Origin of the sequence: Streptomyces griseobrunneus (genome assembly GCF_046713465.1) — a bacterium.
GTDB lineage: Bacteria > Actinomycetota > Actinomycetes > Streptomycetales > Streptomycetaceae > Streptomyces > Streptomyces microflavus.
The window spans coordinates 5,350,677-5,371,358 of record NZ_CP177080.1 but is presented as its reverse complement, the minus strand read 5'-3'; the positions used below and the strand labels follow the sequence as shown (position 1 = coordinate 5,371,358).

General features: G+C 70.2%; 17 protein-coding genes and 1 pseudogene. 7 read left to right on the top strand and 11 right to left on the bottom strand.

The features are described from left to right. Positions 1 to 88: 88 nt before the first annotated feature. Positions 89 to 2,443 (top strand): heavy metal translocating P-type ATPase, encoded by a 2,355-nt coding sequence (locus tag ACK8N7_RS24375; RefSeq protein WP_500444144.1) that lies wholly within the window; start codon positions 89 to 91, stop codon positions 2,441 to 2,443. Positions 2,444 to 3,034: 591 nt separating this feature from the next. On the opposite strand, the gene ACK8N7_RS24370 is transcribed toward ACK8N7_RS24375, so the two are convergent. From ACK8N7_RS24370 to ACK8N7_RS24360, 3 genes are all read right to left on the bottom strand, one after another. Next, complete coding sequence (locus ACK8N7_RS24370; protein ID WP_031122682.1) at positions 3,035 to 4,324, bottom strand: citrate synthase; 1,290 nt, start codon at positions 4,322 to 4,324, stop codon at positions 3,035 to 3,037. Between the two features lie 214 nt (positions 4,325 to 4,538). Further along, positions 4,539 to 6,764: an SF1B family DNA helicase RecD2 gene (gene recD2, locus ACK8N7_RS24365; RefSeq protein ID WP_319348702.1), complete on the bottom strand. Its 2,226-nt coding sequence runs from the start codon at positions 6,762 to 6,764 to the stop codon at positions 4,539 to 4,541. Between the two features lie 76 nt (positions 6,765 to 6,840). Further along, positions 6,841 to 7,386 (bottom strand): MarR family winged helix-turn-helix transcriptional regulator, encoded by a 546-nt coding sequence (locus ACK8N7_RS24360; protein ID WP_403219852.1) that lies wholly within the window; start codon positions 7,384 to 7,386, stop codon positions 6,841 to 6,843. A 122-nt stretch (positions 7,387 to 7,508) separates the two neighbouring features. On the opposite strand from ACK8N7_RS24360, the gene ACK8N7_RS24355 reads away from it, so the two are divergent. After that, positions 7,509 to 9,155, top strand: a complete 1,647-nt coding sequence (locus ACK8N7_RS24355) for an MFS transporter (RefSeq protein WP_500444143.1) — start codon at positions 7,509 to 7,511, stop codon at positions 9,153 to 9,155. Between the two features lie 45 nt (positions 9,156 to 9,200). Next, positions 9,201 to 9,707 carry a DUF6584 family protein gene (locus ACK8N7_RS24350; RefSeq protein ID WP_403219848.1) on the top strand — a complete coding sequence of 169 codons (507 nt, stop codon included), beginning with the start codon at positions 9,201 to 9,203 and terminating at the stop codon, positions 9,705 to 9,707. On the opposite strand, the gene ACK8N7_RS24345 is transcribed toward ACK8N7_RS24350, so the two are convergent. Next, positions 9,680 to 10,054: a hypothetical protein gene (locus tag ACK8N7_RS24345; RefSeq protein WP_403219846.1), complete on the bottom strand. Its 375-nt coding sequence runs from the start codon at positions 10,052 to 10,054 to the stop codon at positions 9,680 to 9,682. The genes ACK8N7_RS24350 and ACK8N7_RS24345 overlap by 28 nt on opposite strands. 225 nt (positions 10,055 to 10,279) lie before the next feature. On the opposite strand from ACK8N7_RS24345, the gene ACK8N7_RS24340 reads away from it, so the two are divergent. Both ACK8N7_RS24340 and ACK8N7_RS24335 read left to right on the top strand, forming a co-directional pair. Next, positions 10,280 to 11,095 carry a helix-turn-helix domain-containing protein gene (locus tag ACK8N7_RS24340; RefSeq protein ID WP_500444142.1) on the top strand — a complete coding sequence of 272 codons (816 nt, stop codon included), beginning with the start codon at positions 10,280 to 10,282 and terminating at the stop codon, positions 11,093 to 11,095. A gap of 127 nt (positions 11,096 to 11,222) precedes the next feature. After that, a pseudogene (locus ACK8N7_RS24335) lies at positions 11,223 to 11,849 on the top strand (DUF8817 family protein); the annotation flags it as partial. A 15-nt stretch (positions 11,850 to 11,864) separates the two neighbouring features. Here the strand turns inward: ACK8N7_RS24335 and ACK8N7_RS24330 are convergent. The 3 genes from ACK8N7_RS24330 to ACK8N7_RS24320 form a co-directional block, all read right to left on the bottom strand. Next, positions 11,865 to 13,127, bottom strand: a complete 1,263-nt coding sequence (locus tag ACK8N7_RS24330; RefSeq protein ID WP_500444141.1) for an eCIS core domain-containing protein — start codon at positions 13,125 to 13,127, stop codon at positions 11,865 to 11,867. Positions 13,128 to 13,401: 274 nt separating this feature from the next. Beyond that, a complete protein-coding gene (locus tag ACK8N7_RS24325) occupies positions 13,402 to 13,872 on the bottom strand; it encodes a hypothetical protein (RefSeq protein ID WP_500444140.1) in 471 nt (156 codons plus the stop codon). Between the two features lie 412 nt (positions 13,873 to 14,284). Beyond that, positions 14,285 to 14,551, bottom strand: a complete 267-nt coding sequence (locus ACK8N7_RS24320) for a hypothetical protein (RefSeq protein WP_403219836.1) — start codon at positions 14,549 to 14,551, stop codon at positions 14,285 to 14,287. A gap of 120 nt (positions 14,552 to 14,671) precedes the next feature. Here ACK8N7_RS24320 and ACK8N7_RS24315 point away from each other — a divergent pair, with 120 nt between their 5' ends. Beyond that, positions 14,672 to 15,328, top strand: coding sequence for a hypothetical protein (locus ACK8N7_RS24315; protein ID WP_500444139.1), 657 nt, complete (start codon positions 14,672 to 14,674; stop codon positions 15,326 to 15,328). Positions 15,329 to 15,380: 52 nt separating this feature from the next. Here the strand turns inward: ACK8N7_RS24315 and ACK8N7_RS24310 are convergent, their stop codons facing one another. The 4 genes from ACK8N7_RS24310 to ACK8N7_RS24295 form a co-directional block, all read right to left on the bottom strand. Next, positions 15,381 to 15,971, bottom strand: a complete 591-nt coding sequence (locus ACK8N7_RS24310; protein ID WP_403219832.1) for a hypothetical protein — start codon at positions 15,969 to 15,971, stop codon at positions 15,381 to 15,383. Between the two features lie 260 nt (positions 15,972 to 16,231). Beyond that, positions 16,232 to 17,083, bottom strand: a complete 852-nt coding sequence (locus tag ACK8N7_RS24305) for a sugar phosphate isomerase/epimerase family protein (RefSeq protein ID WP_403212916.1) — start codon at positions 17,081 to 17,083, stop codon at positions 16,232 to 16,234. Next, positions 17,080 to 18,234, bottom strand: coding sequence for a dihydrodipicolinate synthase family protein (locus ACK8N7_RS24300; RefSeq protein ID WP_500444138.1), 1,155 nt, complete (start codon positions 18,232 to 18,234; stop codon positions 17,080 to 17,082). Before ACK8N7_RS24300 ends, ACK8N7_RS24305 begins: the two co-directional genes overlap by 4 nt. Continuing rightward, positions 18,231 to 19,382, bottom strand: a complete 1,152-nt coding sequence (locus ACK8N7_RS24295) for a Gfo/Idh/MocA family protein (protein ID WP_500444137.1) — start codon at positions 19,380 to 19,382, stop codon at positions 18,231 to 18,233. The genes ACK8N7_RS24300 and ACK8N7_RS24295 overlap by 4 nt, the downstream gene beginning before the upstream one ends. 109 nt (positions 19,383 to 19,491) lie before the next feature. Here ACK8N7_RS24295 and ACK8N7_RS24290 point away from each other — a divergent pair, with 109 nt between their 5' ends. Further along, positions 19,492 to 20,568, top strand: coding sequence for a LacI family DNA-binding transcriptional regulator (locus ACK8N7_RS24290; RefSeq protein WP_032758537.1), 1,077 nt, complete (start codon positions 19,492 to 19,494; stop codon positions 20,566 to 20,568). Positions 20,569 to 20,682 lie beyond the last annotated feature (114 nt).

Below are 20,682 nucleotides of genomic sequence, written 5' to 3'. Positions count from 1 at the left end.
CATCGCTCCACCCTTTTACCGTCGGGCCGGGCCCACCAGCAGATACTGGTGAGGTACGGCCCGACCTGCGTTACCCAGGAGTTCGGACATGGCCAGCACAGCAGCAGCCGGGACCCCGGCCGCGAACGCCTCCGGGGCCGAGCTCATGATCGGCGGCATGACGTGCGCCTCGTGCGCCGCCCGCGTCGAGAAGAAGCTCAACCGGATGGACGGCGTCACCGCCACGGTGAACTACGCGACCGAGAAGGCGCGCGTCACTTTCGCGGAGGGTCTGGAACTGGCGGACCTCGTCGCGACGGTCGAGAAGACCGGCTACACAGCCCGCCCCATCGCACCCCCGAAGCGGAAACCGGAAGCGGAGCTGAGAGGGAAGCCGGAGCGGAACCCCGAGTACCGGCAGGAGCCCGAGCAGGCGACCGACCCCACCCCCGCCGACGTATCGGTCGCAGCCGCCGAAGCGGAACAGGCTGCCTCCCTCGCCGCGCTGCGGCAGCGGCTCATCGTCTCCGCCGTGCTCAGCGTCCCCGTCGTCCTGCTCGCCATGGTCCCCGCGCTCCAGTTCGACAACTGGCAGTGGCTCTCCCTCACCCTCGCCGCCCCCGTGGTCGTCTGGGGCGGCCTGCCCTTCCACCGCGCAACCTGGACCAACCTCCGGCACGGCGCCGCCACCATGGACACCCTCGTCTCGATGGGCACCCTCGCCGCCTTCGGCTGGTCGCTCTGGGCCCTGTTCCTCGGGGACGCGGGGATGCCGGGCATGCAGCACGGGTTCGACCTCACCGTCTCGCGCGCCGACGCGAGCTCCACGATCTACCTGGAGGTCGCGGCCGGCGTCATCACCTTCATCCTGCTGGGCCGCTACCTGGAGGCGCGCGCGAAGCGGAGGTCCGGGGCCGCGCTGCGGGCGCTGATGCACCTGGGCGCCAAGGACGTCACGGTACTCAGAAGCGGTACGGAGGTACGCGTCCGAGCCGACCGGCTCGTCGTCGGTGACCGATTCGTCGTGCGCCCCGGGGAGAAGATCGCCACCGACGGCACGGTCGTCGAGGGCAGCTCGGCCGTGGACGCGTCCATGCTGACCGGTGAGTCCGTGCCCGTGGAGGTCACCACCGGCGACTCCGTCACGGGCGCCACGATCAACGCCGGCGGGCGCCTCGTCGTCCGGGCCACCCGCATCGGCTCCGACACCCAGCTCGCCCGCATGGCCCGCCTGGTCGAGGACGCCCAGAACGGCAAGGCAGCAGCCCAGCGCCTCGCCGACCGCATCTCCGCCGTCTTCGTCCCCATCGTCATCGCCCTCGCACTCGGCACCCTGGGCTTCTGGCTCGGCAGCGGCGCCGGACTCACCGCCGCCTTCACCGCCGCCGTCGCCGTCCTGATCATCGCCTGCCCCTGCGCCCTCGGCCTCGCCACCCCCACCGCCCTCATGGTCGGCACCGGCCGCGGCGCCCAGCTCGGCATCCTCATCAAAGGCCCCGAAGTCCTCGAAACCACCCGCCGCGTCGACACCATCGTCCTCGACAAGACCGGCACCGTCACCACCGGCAAGATGACCCTCCTCACCGTCCACACAGCCCAGGGCTCGGAGGAGAACGACGTCCTGCGCCTGGCCGGAGCCCTGGAGCACTCCTCCGAACACCCCATCGCCCAAGCCGTCGCCACAGGCGCAGCCGCCCGCCTCGCAACGACCACCCTCCCCACCCCCGAGGACTTCGCCAACATCCCCGGACTCGGCGTCCAGGGCGTGATCGAAGGACACAGCGTCCTCGTCGGCCGCCCCCGCCTCCTCGCCGACGCGGGCATCGACCTCCCTCCGGAACTGGCCGCCGCCCTGGCGGAGTCCCAGGAGCAGGGGCGTACAGCGGTGGCCGTCGCCTGGGACGGGGAGGCGCGCGGTGTGCTGGGGGTGGCCGACGCCGTCAAGGACGGCAGCGCGGCAGCTGTGGCCCAGCTACGGGCCCTGGGGCTGCGGCCCGTCCTCCTGACCGGCGACAACCGGGCGGTGGCCGATGCCGTGGCCCGCGAGGTGGGCATCGACGAGGTGTACGCGGAGGTCATGCCCGAGGGCAAGGTCGACGTCGTGAAGCGCCTTCAGGCGGAGGGCCGGAGCGTGGCGATGGTCGGCGACGGGGTAAACGACGCCGCCGCCCTCGCGACGGCAGATCTGGGGCTGGCGATGGGCACCGGGACGGATGCGGCGATCGAGGCGAGCGACCTCACGCTGGTTCGTGGAGATCTCAAGGTGACCGCTGACGCAATCCGCCTTTCCAGGCGTACTCTTTCCACCATCAGGGGCAACCTCGTCTGGGCCTTCGGGTACAACGTCGCGGCACTGCCTCTGGCTGCAAGTGGCCTGCTCAACCCTATGATCGCGGGAGCCGCCATGGCGTTTTCGTCCGTGTTCGTCGTCACGAACAGCCTTCGGTTGCGTGCCTTCACGTAACTTCCACAAAGAGATTTAGATCACACCGTTCTCAGGGTAACCATCCGGTGGGTTCGTGAGTCTTAGAGTGCGATGCCAAGGATGTCTTGGGGGACGTCCGATGGAGTGTCTTGGGGGACGCTCCTGTGGCAAGCGTTGAGCCGGGGCACGTGCACCGGGGAGCTTTGAGCGGCCCTCCCGTGCGTACGTACCCCGGCAGACCGCAGCACAACAACGGGAGCTTCGGCTCCCCGCAGACGCCCGGCCGGATCCCGTGGGGGGAATCCGCTCCGGGATATGGGAAGCGCCCTGACCGTCAACCCGTGGGGGGATTGGCGGCAGGGCGTTTCTCGCATATACAGCCGCTCAGGACGGCGTCCCGCTCCCCGTCCGGTGCTCCCCGGCCCCCGTCCGGTGCCATGGAGCCCCATCCGGCGCCACGGGCCCTGAACGCCGAATCGCCCCGGACACCGCGCTCTGTGCGAAGCGCGGTACGCGGGGCGAAGGCAGTCGGCCGAAGAGGCCGGGCACTACGGGGTGGTGCGGAACCCGGTGGTGCGGTGGTGCGAGGTCCGAGTCAGCGGCCCTCGACCGGGTGGTACGAGGTCCGGATCAGCGGCCCTCGACCGGGACGAAGTCGCGAAGGACCTCGCCGGTGTAGATCTGGCGCGGGCGGCCGATGCGGGAACCCGGCTCCTTGATCATCTCGTGCCACTGGGCGATCCAGCCCGGAAGGCGGCCGAGCGCGAAGAGCACGGTGAACATCTCGGTCGGGAAGCCCATGGCCCGGTAGATCAGACCGGTGTAGAAGTCCACGTTGGGGTAGAGGTTGCGCGAGACGAAGTAGTCGTCGGAGAGCGCGTGCTCCTCCAGCTTGAGCGCGATGTCGAGCAGCTCGTCGGACTTGCCGAGCGCCGACAGCACGTCGTGCGCGGCAGCCTTGATGATCTTGGCGCGCGGGTCGAAGGACTTGTACACCCGGTGGCCGAAGCCCATCAGGCGGACGCCGTCCTCCTTGTTCTTCACCTTGCGGATGAAGGAGTCGACATCGCCGCCGTTGGCCTGGATGCCTTCCAGCATCTCCAGCACCGACTGGTTGGCGCCACCGTGCAGGGGGCCCCACAGCGCCGAGATGCCGGCGGAGATCGAGGCGAACATGTTCGCCTGCGAGGAGCCGACCAGACGCACGGTGGAGGTCGAACAGTTCTGCTCGTGGTCCGCGTGCAGGATGAGCAGCTTGTCCAGCGCCGAGACGACGACCGGGTCCAGCTCGTACTCCTGGGCGGGGACCGAGAAGGTCATGCGCAGGAAGTTCTCGACGTACCCGAGGTCGTTGCGCGGGTAGACGAAGGGGTGCCCGATCGACTTCTTGTACGCGTACGCCGCGATCGTGGGCAGCTTCGCCAGCAGGCGGATCGTCGAGAGGTGGCGCTGCTCCTCGTCGAACGGGTTGTGGCTGTCCTGGTAGAACGTGGACAGCGCGCTGACGACCGAGGACAGCATGGCCATCGGGTGGGCGTCACGCGGGAAGCCGTCGAAGAACCGCTTGACGTCCTCGTGCAGCAGCGTGTGCTGGGTGATCTCGTTCTTGAAGGTCGCCAGCTCGTCGACCTTGGGAAGGTCGCCGTTGATCAGCGTGTACGCGACCTCGAGGAACGACGAGCGCTCGGCGAGCTGCTCGATGGGGTATCCGCGGTAGCGCAGAATGCCCTGTTCACCGTCGAGGTACGTGATGGCGGATTTATAGGCGGCGGTATTGCCGTATCCGCTGTCCAGCGTCACCAGGCCGGTATTGGCCCGGAGCTTCCCGATGTCGAAGCCCTTGTCGCCGACGGTGCTGTCGATCACCGGGTAGGTGTACTCGTCATCGCCGTACCGCAGTACTACAGAGTTGTCGCTCACGTCATCCCTCACCGACGTAGTGCCTCTTCTTCGAGGTGCCCTGACTGTCTCCACCCTCCCCCATTCGGCTCAGGAGAGTGCACTCGGGGTCGTCCATTGGACCTACTGGCGGCACTGAGTGCCGCCAACTTACTCATCCTGCCCCCTTGACTGCGGTTCCGGAAGACCTCCGTGATGTTTCCCACCGATTTGATCGATCATTTTTGTGCAGGGGTCACGCGAAGTCTTCTCCTGAGCCGCCCCGGAGCCGGAAATCCAGCGCCGTACAGCGTCTGCCTGCGGAAACCGTGCGGACGGCCTGGCCGATCGCCTTACGGGACCCGACCAGGACGACGAGCTTCTTGGCCCGCGTCACGGCCGTGTAGAGCAGGTTGCGCTGGAGCATCATCCAGGCGCTGTTGGTGACGGGGATGACGACGGCCGGATACTCGCTGCCCTGGGAGCGGTGGATCGTCATGGCGTAGGCGTGGGACAGCTCGTCCAGCTCGTCGAAGTCGTAGGGGATCTCCTCGTCCTCGTCGGTGCGGACGGTGAGCTTCTGTTCGTCCACGTCCAGGGCGGTGACGACGCCGACCGTGCCGTTGAAGACGCCGTTCTCGCCCTTGTCGTAGTTGTTGCGGATCTGGGTGACCTTGTCGCCGACCCGGAAGACACGGCCGCCGAACCGCTTCTCGGGGAGGTCGGGGCGGCCCGGGGTGATGGCCTGCTGGAGCAGCCCGTTGAGATTCCCCGCACCCGCCGGGCCTCGGTGCATCGGGGCGAGAACCTGCACGTCACGGCGGGGGTCGAGGCCGAACTTGGCCGGGATGCGGCGGGCCGCCACATCCACGGCGAGCTTGCCCGCGTCCTCCGTCTCGTCCTCCACGAAGAGGAAGAAGTCGCTCAGCCCCTCGGTGAGCGGCTGCTGCCCGGCGTTGATCCGGTGGGCGTTGGTGACAACACCCGACTGCTGGGCCTGGCGGAAGATCCGGGTGAGCCGGACGGCCGGGACCGGGCTCCCTTCCGCGAGCAGGTCGCTCAGCACCTCCCCCGCCCCGACCGAGGGCAGCTGGTCGACATCGCCCACGAGGAGGAGGTGGGCACCGGGTGCCACCGCCTTCACGAGCTTGTTGGCGAGGAGCAGATCGAGCATCGACGCCTCGTCCACGACGACGAGATCCGCGTCCAGCGGACGGTCACGGTCGTACGCCGCGTCCCCGCCCGGCTTCAGTTCGAGCAGCCGGTGCACGGTGGACGCCTCGGCCCCGGTCAGCTCGGCCAGCCGCTTGGCGGCCCGCCCGGTGGGCGCGGCCAGCACCACCTTCGCCCGCTTGGCCCGCGCCAGCTCGACGATGGACCGGACGGTGAACGACTTCCCGCAGCCCGGCCCGCCGGTCAGGACGGCCACCTTCCGGCTGAGCGCGAGCCGTACCGCCTCCTCCTGCTCGGGCGCGAGCGTGGCCCCCGTACGCGTGGCGAGCCAGGCCAGCGCCTTCTCCCAGTCCACGTCCTGGAAGGCCGCCATCCGGTCCTCCCCGGTCCGGAGCAGCCGCCGCACCTGCCCGGCGAGGGAGAGCTCGGCCCGGTGGAACGGCACCAGATAGACGGCGGTGATCGGCTCACCGCCCTCCGGCGAAGGCACCTTCTCCCGTACGACACCCTCCGGATCGGCCGCCAGCTCGGCCAGGCACTCGATGACGAGCCCGGTGTCGACCTGGAGGAGCTTCACCCCGTCCGCGATGAGCCGCTCCTCGGGGAGGTAGCAGTGCCCCTGGTCGGAGGACTGGGAGAGGGCGTACTGCAGGCCGGCCTTGACCCGTTCGGGGCTGTCGTGCGGGATGCCGACCGCCTGGGCGATCTTGTCGGCGGTGAGGAACCCGATGCCCCAGACGTCGGCGGCCAGCCGGTAGGGCTGGTTCTTCACGACGGAGATCGAGGCGTCCTCGTACTTCTTGTAGATGCGGACGGCGATGGAGGTGGAGACGCCGACGCCCTGGAGGAAGACCATGACCTCCTTGATCGCCTTCTGTTCCTCCCACGCGGCCGCGATCATCTTCGTGCGCTTGGGGCCGAGGCCGGGGACCTCCACGAGCCGCTTCGGTTCGTTCTCGATGATGTCGAGGGTGTCGACGCCGAAGTGGGTGGTGATCCGGTCGGCCATCACCGGCCCGATGCCCTTGATCAGCCCGGAGCCGAGATAGCGGCGGATGCCCTGGATGGTGGCGGGCAGGACGGTGGTGTAGTTCTCGACGGTGAACTGCTTGCCGTACTGGGAGTGCGAGCCCCAACGGCCCTCCATCCGCAGCGACTCACCGACCTGCGCGCCGAGCAGCGCACCGACCACCGTGAGGAGGTCGCCGGCGCCGCGCCCGGTGTCGACGCGGGCGACCGTGTACCCGTTCTCCTCGTTGGCGTACGTGATCCTCTCCAGGACCCCTTCGAGGACGGCCATGTTGGACATGACCCGACGGTACCGGGTGCCACTGACAACGCCGTTCGCGCCCCGGAACCCGTCCGGAACGCCATACGGAACCCCGTCACGCGGTGTGGGGAGCCGGTCCGCCGTCCCGGTACTCGTTGTCGAGCAGGGTGTCCATGGTCGAGCTCAGATGGCCGATGAAGTCCTCGAACCGCCGGATCTCCTGCGGTGAGTACGCGGCCATCACCTCCGCCATCCGTGCCGCGTACGGGCCGAAGAACGCCTCGGCGCGCGGCCGGATGTCCGGGCTGCTGCGCAGGGTGACGACCCGGCGGTCGGTGTTCTCGCGGGTGCGGACGACGTGCCCGGCCTGTTCGAGCCGCTTGAGGAGGATGGCCGTCGCGCCGGAGGAGAGCGAGACGCGCTCGCTGAGGCGGGCGGGCGAGAGGGGCGTGCCCTTGTCCTCGGCGTACAGGATCTCCACCAGGGCCACGGCGTCGGTGGAGTGCAGCCCGAGCCAGCTCGCGAAGCGGCGGGTGAACTCGGTGTAGTTGGCGCCGAAGGCGCGCAGGCCGTCCATCAGGTGATCGACGCGGGGCCCGTCGCCGCCGCTGTCCGTCCTGTCCGTGCCGTTTCCGTCGGCGCCCGCATCGGCGTTGGCCATGACTCCGCCCCACTCTCTCTCCCACGCGTTCTCACGCGCTTTGACAACCTACCGCGCCCTATTTATCTTTGCCACAAAGGTATCTATCTTTGTGGCAAAGCAACTTTGGGAGTCGAAGCACCATGCCCGAACCTTCCGAGCCCGCGGAAACCCCTCCCTCGGTACGCCAGTGGCTCGGCCTCGTCGCCGTGGCCCTGGGCGTCGCGCTGATCGTCGTGGACATCACGATCGTCAACGTGATCCTCGCGCCGATCATCGAGGACCTCTCCATCGGCTCGTCCGAGGCCCAGTGGATCCAGGAGTCGTACGCGATCACCTTCGCGGCCCTGCTCCTGGTCACCGGACGCCTCAGCGACCTCTACGGCGCGCGCAGGATCTTCCTGCTGGGCCTCGTCGTGTTCGGCGCGACGAGCATGCTGGCCGCCCTCGCGCCCAGCGGCGGGCTGCTGATCCTCGCCCGGTTCGCCCAGGGCGTCGGCGGGGCGATGATCCTGCCCACCTCCCTGGCCCTGCTGAACGCCACGTTCTCCGGCCGCGCCCGCGGCCAGGCGTTCGCCGTCTGGGGCTCGACCATCGGAGCGGCGGCGGCCGTGGGTCCGCTGCTGGGCGGCTGGCTCGCGGACTTCTCCTGGCGCTGGGCCTTCGGCATCAACATCCCGCTCGTCGCGCTGATCGTGGCGGGTGGACTGCTGTATCTGGACGTGTCGCCGCGCACCCGGGGCCGTATCGACGGCGTCGGAGCCGCGCTGTCGGCGGCCGGCCTCGGCCTGCTCGCGTACGCCCTCATCGAGGGCCGCACGCACGGCTGGCTGATGACGACGGAGCCGCTGGAGGCCGGGGGCTTCTCGTGGAGCGACGGCCCCTCACCGGTGCTGGTTGCCTTCCTCGCGTCCGCCCTGGCCCTGGGGGCGTTCTGGCGGCGGCAGGCGGCGCTCGGCCGGTCGGGAGGCGAGCCGCTGATGGACGTCGGCCTGTTCTCCATCCGCTCGTTCCGCAACGGCAACTTCGTCACGCTGATGGTGGGGCTCGGCGAGTTCGGCATCATCGCGGTGCTGCCGCTCTGGCTGCAGTTCGCCCTCGGCTACAGCGCGTTCCAGGCGGGCCTGGCCCTGGTCGCCCTCGCCGCGGGCAGCTTCGCCGCCTCCGGAGCGAGCTTCCCCATGTCGGCCACGGTCCCGGCCCTCGCCCAGGTACGGATCGGCCTGGTGCTGGAGGCGGCGGGACTGGCGATGCTTGCGCTGATCGCCTCGACGGACAGCGCCTGGTGGCTGATCGCGATCGCGCTGTTCGTGTACGGGGTGGGGGTCGGCTTCGCCACGGCGCAGGTCACCAACATCGTGCTGGTGGACGTCCCGTCCCGAAGCGCCGGCCAGGGCTCGGGCATCCAGAGCGCGGCGCGTGAACTCGGCTCGGCGCTGGGCATCGCGCTCCTCACGACCCTCTTCTTCAGCACGCTGGCGTCCGGCATGACCGACCGCCTCACCCGGGAGGGAGTGGCCGCCGAGGAGGCGGAGCGGCTGGGCGATGTCGTCACGGAGAGCGCCGGTTCCGTGATCGGCGCCTTCGCGGAGGACCCGCGTACGGCGTCGGCGGCGGAGGCGGCGCGCGAGGCGATGGCGGTGGGTGTGCAGGTCTGCGGGTACGTCTGCGCGGGGCTGCTGCTCCTGGCGCTGGCGGCGACGCTGTTCATGTCGCCGAAGGCCCCCAAGGGCGACCGGGCGGAGGAGGAACGGAGGGAGCGGCAGACGGTGGACGGACCGGCCCGGTGAACAACTCACTCGTACGTCCCCCTTCCCCGCCCCCATCATGAGCGCATGGCCCTTAACGACACCCTGGCCCGCGTGGACGCGGACCTCGCCGCCGGACGCATACCGGTGGCGAGGCAGCGCCTGCGCGGGCTGGTCTCCTCCTACCCGCACGAGCCCGCACCCCGCCGCCGCCTGGCCGAGGTCTACCGCCTGTACGGGGATGCGGCGGAGGCCGGCCGCTGGATGTACCTGGAGGAGGACCGCTCACCGGAGGAGACGGCGGCCTTCGAGGAGCGGTACGCCAACGCCGTACGCCTGATGCGGGCTGTTGCCTGGCGAGACACGGAGTCGGACGCGCCGACACCTTTCGCCGCCGGGCAGTTGGCTGCCGTACGGGAGGCCGCCTCGGAGACCTTGGGGCGGCCGGTCGCGTGGGACGGCTTGGCGGAGGTGAAGGGGGACGCGCGGGAGAGCGGGCGGCTGGCCGACGCCTTGGCGGGCGGCGGGTGTCTGCTGCTGACCGTTGTCTTCCTGGGGATCTGGGTCTACGGGCTGGTCTCGCTGTTCGACTGAGGCTCAGGTTGGGGCTGGGACTGGGGCTGGGGCGGTTCGGGCGGAGAGAGCGCCGCCTCCAATCGGGAACCCCTGCTCTCCGCGATCCGCTGGACCTGCTCCAGAGACTCTTTCAGCCGACTGGCCAGGAAGTGGATTTGCGGCGCGGTTGCGCCGGGCTCGGCCAGCAGACCGTCGGCGTGCCCGAGCAGCTCGTAAGCCATGTCGAGCTGGATGTCCTCCACCTCGTCGGCCCTCCGCGACACGTATCCGGTGCCGTCCCCCAAGACGTAGCAGGGCTTGCCACCCGTACCCGTCCACGGCAGCAGCCGCGCGACGGAGGCATCCAGCCCACCGACCACCCTCATGCGACGGCCTCGCTTCCAAGGCGGTGACGAAGGCCCGGGGATGGCGGCAGCCGGTTCGGGGGGCGGGCGATGGTGTGGTTCATGGGGGCCTGCTTTCTGGTCCTCGGGCGGATGGGGCTCGCTTCTTTCCGTAGCGAACCCATCACAGAGTGGGGTCGTGAGTAACTACGCTTCTAGGGGGTCGGGCATGACAGCACACCGGTCAGGTCGAGGAGTTGGGCGCGCATGAGGGCGAACGGAAGGCCGCGTACGGCACGGGAGAAGTACGGCGAGGAGCTGAAGCTGCGACGTATGGCCGCCGGGCTGACGCAGGAGGCACTGGCCGACCAGGTGGTCTGCTCGCCGACGCTCATCAGCCATTACGAAGCGGGTCGGCGTCTGCCGAGTCCGGACGACGCTCAGCGGATCGACCGGGCCCTGGGCACGGACGGGTTCTTCGCGCGATGGTTGGAGGATCTGGACCCGGCGTTCCCTCGCTACTTCACGGAGGTTGCGGAGTTGGAGCGGGAGGCCACGGAGATCCGCCAGTACGGCGCCGCCCTCATTCCGGGGCTGCTTCAGACGAAGGCGTACTCCCGTGCCGTGTTCCAGGCGTACCGCCCGAACCATTGCGCGGAGGAACTTGACGAACTCGTTGTCAGCCGCGCCAAGCGCGCCCTGCTGCTCGACAAGCCATCAGCACCAGTAGCGTGGACACTGCTGGACGAGGCCGCCCTCAGGCGCCGCGTCGGCGGGCCGCAGGTGATGGCGCGAGCGACGCAGCCTCACGACAGGAGTCGGCGGCGCTCGTCAGAAGCATCGCGGAGGAGCACGAACATGCACAACACCGAGGCCACCATCGCTGACGGCGCGACCGTGACCGAATGGCGCAAGTCCAGCTACAGCGGCGGGGCAAACGCCGAGTGCCTTGAGGTCGCGGACGGCCATGCCGCCATCCCCGTACGCGACAGCAAGACCCCCGCCGGCCCCGCGCTGACCTTCTCCCCCCAGTGCTGGACCCGGTTCGTCACCGCCGTCAAGCACGGCGGGCTCTCCGCCTGACGTACGACGACTCTCCAGCGGCCCCGTCACGGTCACCGACCTGACGGGGCCGTTGTCATGCCCCATTGCCCGACTACTCAAACTTGACTAGGTTCGGGGTCATGGCCGAGAAGACCATCCCTCTGCTGCCTTCGAGACGACGCACCTGCAGAAGAGCCCGTACGCGTACGCGGTGGTCGAGAGCGGAGCCGTCGAGATCCAGCTGTACGGCATGAAGGATTACGACCCCGCCGCATCGCACTCCGGCTGCTACGTGCTCACCGACGACGTCGACGGCCTGCACACCGCGTTCCGCTCGGGCCTCAAGGCGGCGTACGGGCGCATTCCGACGCGCGGGCTGCCGCGTATCGGGCCGCTGAAGGACATGTCTTACGGGGTACGGCAGTTCCTGACGACCGACCCGACCGGGAACACCATTCGGGTGGGGCAGGTGATAAGCGCCGAGGAGGCCCCCTCCGCACCCAAGGAGACCTTCGCCCGCGCGTTGCACATGGCGGACCTGTTCGCGGACTCCAAGCAGGACTATCCCGGGGCAGCCAAGATCATCGACCGGGTCCTGAACCTGGAGGACGAGCAGCCGACTCCGGTGCAGCGGGTGCAACTGCTCGTCCTGCGCGGGGACATCGCGCAGCGGGTCGGGGATGCGGAGGCGGCCCGGGCCTGGCTGGAGGAGGCGGGAGCGGTCCAACTCGGCGCCGAGGAACAGGAGACGGCTCGCGATGCCCTTGCCCGGCTGGGTGATCTGCGGGGGTGAACGGGGCGGGCGGAGTCAGGTCATGGTGACGACCGAGTACCGGTCCGCCGCCGAGCTGTCCCACGCGGTCTGGACCCGGCAGCGGACCGGCTGGCCGGTCGCAGTGAGTCCGTTCGCCGCAATGGCGCCCGACGGGTCGCTCAGGGTGCTGAACAGGCCCCCGGCGGGACCGGCACCGCCTCGGGTGAATCCGAGCGTGGCCGGCGCCACGGCAGTGGGATAGAACGCCGCGTCACCCGTGATCGTGTACGTGCCCCGGGTGGTGTCCTTGCGCTTCCTTCCCGGGATGATGGAGGCGAGGGAGAAGGTGTCCTCCCCTCCGTCGGAGACGTTGCCCTGTGCGTCGACGAGCCACAGCTCCCAATAGCGTCCGACGGTGGCGAACACGTCCGACCCCTTGGCCGTGACGTAGGCGTCGATGTTCGCGGCAGGCAGGGCCGTCCATGCCGAGCCGTCCCACTGCTCAACGGCGAAGACCCGGGTGATCTCCTGAATGATCAGCCCTTGCTGGGGCGGGTTGACGCTCAGCTGCCGCCTGCGTTCGAAGTAGCCGCACTCGCCTTCCTGCTCGTCCGCCGGCAGGTTGGTGAGGGCCGCCTGCGACGCCACGGTGGCGCCGGCGGTCGTCGTGGCGGGGGCACGCTGGACCGCCGGGTGTGGGTGGCCCGCGGATTTCGCTCCGGCGCGCTGTACGGGGGCGGAGCCCGGGGCGAGGCGTTCCGCCGGGGTGGGCAGGGGCCGGCTCAGGGCCGCCGTGGCGTTCGCCTCGGCCGCGCGCTCGAAGCGGTCCGAGGGGTCCGAGACGCGCAGCCCCGATCCGGTGTCGGTTCCGGCCACCGGGCCTTGGCGCTGCTGGATCACGTGGGTGAGTTCGTGCGCGAGGGTGTGCTTGTCCGTGCCGCCACGGCCGAGCACCACGTGGTCGCCCGAGGTGTAGGCGCGGGCGCCGATCTCGGACGCGGACCGGGCGGCCGAGGCGCCGTCGTGGATGCGCACGGAGTCGAATGTCCCACCCAGGCGCAACTCCATCTCCGTGCGCACCGGTTCGTCCAGTGGCCGCCCCGGGGAGCGGAGCACATCGTGCACGCTGGAACGCTGTACGGGGGCGGCCTCGGACTCCGTACCCGTCGCGGTGTCCTGGTGGCCGCAGGAGGGCTCGTGGACGTGCCGCTCCTGCTCGATCATCCGGGCGACCGCCGCGTTGCCGATGGAGCGCTGGAGAATGTCAGTCGTTGCCGGAGTCAGGGGCGTGTCGGCCCGGACCTCGTGATCCGTCACGGACGGGAGGCGACCGGTCCTGCTGTCGGGCGCCTTGGACGGCGACGCCTCGTCGTTGCGCGGATTATGCGCCCTACCGTGCACAAGACTCTCCTGCCCGTCGCGGCACCCGCACGACCCGCGGCTGCCCGGAATCCAGCTCTATCAGGCTCCCTTGCGGTAGTGAAGGGCCGCGAGTGCAGACCCGAGGGCACCCACGGGCACCCTCGCGGGGGTGTACGGCACGGCCGCCTGCTGCCCTGCCCGGCCGGGTCCGGCCGGGCAGGCTGGTCGTCTACAGGTCGAGTACCGCCCAGACCCGTCGGCCGTCCTCCGCAGTGTCCGACCCGCAGGACGCCGCGCCCAGCCGGGTGAGTTCCGGCAGCACCGCATCGTCGGCAACCTCGTGCACCGGCTGGTGGGAGAGAGCCACGATCAACGCCTGCCGGCCTTGGTCCGCGAGGTGCACGGACACCCGGCGACCGCCGTCGGCCACCGCAGTGCGCACCAGCAGCTCCGTCAACTCCCCCGCCGCTCGGTCCGCTTCTCGGTAGCCCCACTCGTGCAGTCGATGCAGCACGTGGGCCGCTGCCTTCTTGGGTGACCAAGAGGCGGCCTCCAGCTGCCAGTTCGCCGACCGCCGGCTCCGAACCAGCATCTGGGCGCGCGCCGTGGCCGCAAGGCTCGTCTCCGGGCGGGGCGGGGAGATCGGGCGCTTGGGTGGGGGCGGGGTCTTCGGCGGATGGTCCGGGGTGTGATCCGACACGATGGCTCCCAGGATCGGCGCGGACATCCAGCGTAGGGCCGGGTGTTGTGGCCCATGGCTGCGATCGGCCATTCCTTCACCCGTACAGATCGGTGCTGTCCAGCGCCATGTTCGGCGGGCGGTCGGAACACCGGATGACCGGCTGATCGACACGGGACCTGGGAGACGAGTGCGCCGGCCTATGTAGCGCCTTCCGCCGGCCGATGCGGGCGGCTCACTCGGCATCGCGCGGCCCATCTGAGGCTGACAGTTTTCGCTCTGTCACCATGTAAGGGTGAGCGACGTACCCGCAAGGGGGGAGCCCCCCGCGCAGGCCCATTGCGAGGGCGTGATGACACATCGCGTCGCGCGACTGACTGCCTGAAGGGCGAGTTCAGGGGCCGTGGTCAGTCGTGGACGCCCTTCGGTGTCCTCAGGCGGACGGAGTCAGCCTCTTCGCCGTGCTGCAGTGGCTCGTCCTCGTGTGCCGCCACAGCTGGACGACCGTCAGCCCGAACAGGGCGGTGAACGCCACCAGGAGGACCGCCGCGATCTCCGTCTGCCGGCCGGCCGCGTCGCGGTCCAGCTGGAGGACCAGCCCCAGCAGGGAGAGCACCATCCCGCCGGTGTATACGGAGCGGACCCGCCGCAGCTGCCGTACAGCGCGAGGGGCGAGAGCTACACGCTTCATGAGGGCCATGTGCGGCGGATACCCCGCGGGCGCCCGACCAGTCGCGACCGGTGGTGTATCTGTCCGAAGGTCTCCTGGCGGAGGGGCGGACCCGTTGACGGGCCTTCGGTGTTCGGTCAGCCTTGTCCGGTGACAGACCGGGCAGGACCATCACTGTTACGCGTCATCGCGCTCCTCGCCGTCATGGCGGGGACACTCGGCCTCTCCGCATGCGGCGGCGGGGGGAGCGGCAGCGGTGACAGCGACGACGCCGCACCGGCCACCGCCTCGGCGACTCCGGCGGCTTCCGTCGCGCCCACCCCCGCCTCTCCGTCCCCTACACCCTCCTGTGTCCGCGGCGACAAGGACTGGCTGGACAGCAATCTGCTCGGGAACAGCGTGACCAACTACCTGCCCATCGAGTTCGGCGGGCCGCCGAAGCTCTGCAAGCCCGTGACCGTGTACGTCGGCTATTTCGATGTCTCCTTCACCACCGTCATGGACGGGGCGAAGCCGAAGCAGGGCTACACGGTGGATACGGTCGACCGGCAGCGGTTCACGGTCGACGGCACCGAGACGGTCGAGGCGAAACCGCCCTCCGGCAGCGGTAGTTCGGGCTTCTCATGCACCGGGCGGCTGATGACCATGTCGCTCGGCAAGCAGGTCGGGCCCGGCGACATCGAGACCATCAGCTGGTCGCAGTACGAAGAGAACGGCGGCCTCGGGAATGTGGGGATCGCCTTCAAGAAGAACGCGGACATCGTCCGCCACGACCTGCAGCCCCCGGCCGACGTCTCCGCCTGCTGATTCGTTTGGGGGCCGCCCCGCGCCGCAAGGCGCGGGGCGGCCCCCGGACGGATCAGCCTTCCACCGTCCACTCCAGCGGTTCGCTGTGGAAGCCCTGTTCGAGCTCGACCGCTGCCGGCTTCTCGCCCCGGGTGATCAGGAAGGTCGTACAGATCTCCTCCGACCCGCCCTTCCCCACCCTCTTCTCCGATTCCGGCTCGGGGCAGTTCGGCCATGTCACGTCGCCCCACATGACGAGCAGGGCCTTGGTGCGGTCGTCCCGGTCCGTCCGGATGACGAGGTCGCTGTCCATGTCGCCGATGCGCATCGGCTTTCCGCTCTTGTGGGTGAGCGTGGACCAGACGTGGACGGGGATCCTGGGGCCCGGGAGTTCGCTCTTGTCCAGGCCCGATCTGTCGACGTCGGCCGCTGTGCCGGTCACGACCTTGGTGGGCGTGACCGTGTAAGTGGCGCCGTCCGAGTCCGTCTTCTGGCTGTCCTGCGGAGGGCTCGCCTCTCCCAGGCGGAAGGTCTTCCGGTCGTCGGAGCTCGCCGCCCCGTCGCCCTTCCCCCCGCCGGAGGATGTGTCGTTGCAGGCTGCCAGTGTCATCGTCAGTGCCAGGGCGGTCAGTACCGCCGGGACCGCGCGCGTAGGCGTACGCATGTCTTGTTCGTTCTCCCCGTTGGACGTGCTTGCTGCCTGCGCGATCTTGTCAGAGCAGGTGGCACGTTCCCGAAGGGCGTCCCCGGAAAGCGGAATGGGGCCCGGCCTCGCGGCCGGACCCCCCTCGCTTTCCCCCCGTCGGGCCTTCCCGTTCCCCCCGGACCCCTCCCCGGAAGTCCCGACGCCATGTGTGACCCGGGAGGGTACGTAAAGGTTGCAGCCCTTTACGATCTCTTTACTTTCGGTTTCGAGCAGGGCTCTCAGCAGGCATGTTGCACATAGCGCTCCGCCACCTCGGCCAGCACCTCCGCCCCGTCGCGGGCCCAGAGCGCCTCGTTGAAGATCTCCACCTCGATCGGGCCGTCGTATCCGGCGGACTCCACCTGCGTACGGAACGAGCGGAAGTCCACGCTTCCGTCGCCCAGTTGGCCCCGGCCCAGCAGGACGCCCGCCGGGAGCGGGGTGATCCAGTCGGCCAGTTGGAAGGCGTGGATGCGGCCGCCCGCCCCTGCGCGGGCGATCTCGGCGGGGGCCCGGTCGTCCCACCAGACGTGGTACGTGTCGACGACCACCCCTACCTGCTCGGCCGGGAAGCGTTCCGCGATGTCCAGGGCCTGGGCCAGGGTCGAGACCACGCAGCGGTCCGACGCGAACATCGGGTGCAGCGGTTCGATCGCCAGGCGTACGCCGCGCTCCGCCGCGTACGGGGCGAGTTCGGCCAGTGCGTCGGCCACCCGCTCCCGTGCCCCGTAGAGGTCACGGCTGCCGGGCGGGAGGCCGCCGGAGACCAGGACCAGGGTGTCCGTGGACAGGGCCGCCGCCTCGTCCACCGCCCGGCGGTTGTCGTCCAGGGCGCGGGCCCGTTCTGTGGGGTCCAGGGCGGTGAAGAAGCCGCCCCGGCAGAGGCTGGTGACGGTGAGCCCGGCGTCGCCGAGGAGCCTTGCCGTGCGCTCGACGCCGTACGCCTGGACGGGTGCCCGCCACAGGCCCACCTGGCCGATGCCCGCCTTGACGCAGCCCTCCGTCAGAGCCGGGAGCGACCACTGCTTGATCGTCTCCTGGTTGAGCGAGAGGCGGGAGAGGGAGGGAAGAGGGGGAAGAGGGGTGTTCATGCTGCTCCTCCGTTGATCGCCAGGAGCGCTCGCATACGGTGTGCCGCCAGGTCCGGGTCCGGGAACAGGCCCAGGCCGTCCGCCAGTTCGTACGCCTTCGCCAGGTGCGGAAGCGACCGCGCCGACTGCAGGCCGCCCGCCATCGTGAAGTGGCTCTGGTGGCCGGCCAGCCAGGCCAGGAACACCACGCCCGTCTTGTAGAAGCGGGTCGGCTGCTGGAAGAGGTGGCGGGAGAGTTCGACCGTGGGGTCGAGCAGGGCGCGGAAGCCTGTCACGTCCCCCGTGTCCAGTACCCGCACCGCGTGTGCCGCCAAGGGGCCCAGCGGGTCGAAGATGCCCAACAGCGCGTGGCTGAAGCCCCGTTCGTCGCCCGCGATCAGTTCCGGGTAGTTGAAGTCGTCGCCCGTGTAGCAGCGCACCCCGCCCGGGAGGCGGCGGCGTACGTCGATCTCGCGTGCCGCGTCCAAGAGGGAGATCTTGATGCCGTCCACCTTGTCCGGGTGTTCGGCGATGACCTTCAGGAACGTGTCCGTCGCCTCGTCCAGGTCGGTGCTGCCCCAGTAGCCCTCCAGCGCCGGATCGAACATCGGGCCCAGCCAGTGCAGGATCACCGGCTCCGACGCCTGGCGCAGGAGGTGCGCGTACGTGGCGAGGTAGTCCTCCGGGCCCTTCGCCGCCTTCACCAGTGCGCGGGACGCCATCAGGATCGGCTGTACGCCGTTCTCCTCGGCGAGGGTGAGTTGCTCCTCGTACGCCGATCGGACCTCGGCGAGGGTCGGTTCGGTGGTCTGCGGCAGTTGGTCCGTGCCCACTCCGCAGGCGATCCTCCCGCCCACCGCCTTCGCCTCCGCCGCCGAGCGGCGGATCAGTTCGGCCGCGCCCGCCCAGTCCAGGCCCATCCCCCGCTGTGCCGTGTCCATCGCCTCCGCGACGCCCAGGCCGTGCGCCCAGAGGTGGCGGCGGAAGGCGAGCGTGGACTCCCAGTCGACGGCCGCCGGGTCGTCCGGGCTGATGTCCGCGTACGGGTCCGCCACCACATGGGCCGCCGAGAAGACCGTACGGGAGGTGGGCGGGAGCCCGGTGGGGGCCAGGTCCAGCGGGGTGGCGCGGGGGGTGTAAGGGCCCTGGGGCAGGGGGACGGCCGCCGTCACAGCGTCAGCTCCGGGACCTCGAAGCGGCGGCCCTCCGCCGACGACTTCAGTCCCAGCTCCGCGAGTTGGACGCCCCGCGCGCCGGCCAGCAGGTCCCACGTGTACGGCTCGTCCAGCGTCACATGGCGCAGGAACAGCTCCCACTGCGCCTTGAAGCCGTTGTCGAACTCATGGTTGTCCGGGATCTCCTGCCACTGGTCGCGGAACGGTTCCGTGACCGGGAGATCCGGGTTCCAGACCGGCTTGGGGGTTGCGGACCGGTGCTGTACGCGGCAGTTGCGCAGGCCCGCCACGGCGGAGCCGTGCGTACCGTCCACCTGGAACTCGACCAGCTCGTCGCGGTTGACCCGGACCGTCCAGGAGGAGTTGATCTGCGCGACCGCCCCGCCCGCCAGCTGGAAGATCCCGTACGCCGCGTCGTCGGCGGTCGCCTCGTACGGCTTGCCGTGCTCGTCCCAGCGCTGCGGAACGTGCGTCTGCACATGGGCCGTTACGGAGGTGACCTGGCCGAAGAGCTCGTGGAGCACGTACTCCCAGTGCGGGAACATGTCCACGACGATGCCGCCGCCGTCCTCCGCGCGGTAGTTCCACGAGGGGCGCTGGGCCTCCTGCCAGTCACCCTCGAAGACCCAGTAGCCGAACTCCCCCCGGATGGAGAGGATCTGGCCGAAGAAGCCGCCGTCGATCAGGCGCTTCAGCTTCAGCAGGCCCGGCAGGAAGATCTTGTCCTGGACCACGCCGTGCTTGATGCCCGCGTCCCGGGCGAGGCGGGCCAGTTCGAGGGCGCCCGCGGCATCCGTGGCCGTGGGCTTCTCGGTGTAGATGTGCTTGCCCGCCGCGATGGCCTTCTTGATCGCCTCCACCCGGGCGGAGGTGACCTGGGCGTCGAAGTAGATGTCGATCGTGTCGTCCGCGAGCACCGCGTCCAGGTCCGTCGACCACTCGGTCAGGCCGTGCCGGGCCGCCAGCTCCTCCAGGGCGTGGGCGCGGCGGCCGACGAGGACGGGCTCGGGCCAGAGCACCTCGCCGTCACCGAGGTCCAGGCCGCCCTGTTCGCGGATCGCGAGGATCGAACGCACCAGATGCTGCCGGTATCCCATGCGACCCGTGACGCCGTTCATGGCGATGCGCACTGTCCTGCGTGTCACGAAGTTCCCTCCATACAGCCGTAGCAAGCGCTTTCTATACGAGATGACGCTAGCCTGCCGACAGCGGCCGGACAAGAGGTGGCCGCCCGGTACCTCACGGAGGACAGCGATGACAGTCACCCTGGCGGACGTGGCGGCTCGCGCCCGGGTGTCCCCGGCCACCGTCTCCCGCGTGCTGAACGGGAACTACCCGGTCGCCGCGTCGACCCGGGAGCGGGTCCTGCGCGCCGTGGACGACCTGGACTACGTGCTCAACGGGCCCGCCAGCTCGCTCGCGGCCGCCACATCGGACCTGGTCGGCATCCTGGTCAACGACATCGCCGACCCCTTCTTCGGGATCATGGCCGGGGCCGCGCAGACCCAGATCGGCGGGCCCGGGGACGGCTCCGGGCGGGCGGGCGGCGAGAAGCTGGCCGTCATCTGCAACACCGGCGGCTCCCCCGAGCGCGAGCTCACCTATCTCACCCTCCTCCAGCGCCAGCGCGCCGCCGCCGTCGTGCTCACCGGCGGCGCGGTCGAGTACCCGGCGCACCAGGCCGCGATGGCCGCGAAGCTGGCCAAGCTCGCCGACGCCGGCACCCGGATCGTCTTCTGCGGGCGGCCACCGCTGCCCGAGGGGGACGCGCTCGTCGCCGCGCTCGCCTTCGACAACCGGGGCGGCGGGCGGCGCCTCACCGAGCACCTCATCGCCCTCGGCCACCGCCGGATCGGGTACGTCGCCGGGCCCCCCGAGCGCACCACCACCCGGCACCGGCTGGAGGGCCACCGCGAGGCCCTACGGGGCGCGGGGCTCGACACGGACCCGGCGGACGAGGAGCGGCTCACCGTGCACGGGCCCTACGACCGGCGCTCCGGGTATGAGGCCACCCTCGAAATACTGCGCCGGGAGCCGGGCGTGACCGCCGTCGTCGCCGCCAACGACACCGTGGCGCTGGGCGCCTGCGCCGCCGTGCGGGACCAGGGGCTGCGCATCCCGCAGGACATCTCGGTCGCGGGCTTCGACGACCTGCCGTTCTCGGTGGACGCCGTACCCGCTCTGACGACCGTACGGCTGCCGCTCTTCGAGGCGGGCGCGCGGGCGGGGCGGCTCGCCATGGGCAAGGAGAACCCGCCGCCCGGCGGTATCGCCACCATCGCGGCCGAGCTGATGATCCGGGGGTCGACGGCTCCGCCCCGGGTGGGCTGAGGCCCCAACTGCGGGCCGTGCGGCGAAAGATGGGGGCAACTCCCCCATGTGCCCCAGCACCCTCCCCCGACAGGATGGTCGCGGGCGGTCCGGTGGGCCGCTCCCGACCTGGGA

Coding starts and splice junctions, on each gene's coding strand:
- ACK8N7_RS24310 (WP_403219832.1), bottom strand. CDS start 15,971: ATGCGTACGCCTACGCGCGCGGTCCCGGCGGTACTGACCGCCCTGGCA.
- ACK8N7_RS24350 (WP_403219848.1), top strand. CDS start 9,201: ATGGCCCTTAACGACACCCTGGCCCGCGTGGACGCGGACCTCGCCGCC.
- ACK8N7_RS24305 (WP_403212916.1), bottom strand. CDS start 17,083: ATGAACACCCCTCTTCCCCCTCTTCCCTCCCTCTCCCGCCTCTCGCTC.
- ACK8N7_RS24345 (WP_403219846.1), bottom strand. CDS start 10,054: ATGAGGGTGGTCGGTGGGCTGGATGCCTCCGTCGCGCGGCTGCTGCCG.
- recD2 (WP_319348702.1), bottom strand. CDS start 6,764: ATGTCCAACATGGCCGTCCTCGAAGGGGTCCTGGAGAGGATCACGTAC.
- ACK8N7_RS24290 (WP_032758537.1), top strand. CDS start 19,492: ATGACAGTCACCCTGGCGGACGTGGCGGCTCGCGCCCGGGTGTCCCCG.
- ACK8N7_RS24375 (WP_500444144.1), top strand. CDS start 89: ATGGCCAGCACAGCAGCAGCCGGGACCCCGGCCGCGAACGCCTCCGGG.
- ACK8N7_RS24340 (WP_500444142.1), top strand. CDS start 10,280: ATGAGGGCGAACGGAAGGCCGCGTACGGCACGGGAGAAGTACGGCGAG.
- ACK8N7_RS24360 (WP_403219852.1), bottom strand. CDS start 7,386: ATGGCCAACGCCGATGCGGGCGCCGACGGAAACGGCACGGACAGGACG.
- ACK8N7_RS24355 (WP_500444143.1), top strand. CDS start 7,509: ATGCCCGAACCTTCCGAGCCCGCGGAAACCCCTCCCTCGGTACGCCAG.
- ACK8N7_RS24320 (WP_403219836.1), bottom strand. CDS start 14,551: ATGGCCCTCATGAAGCGTGTAGCTCTCGCCCCTCGCGCTGTACGGCAG.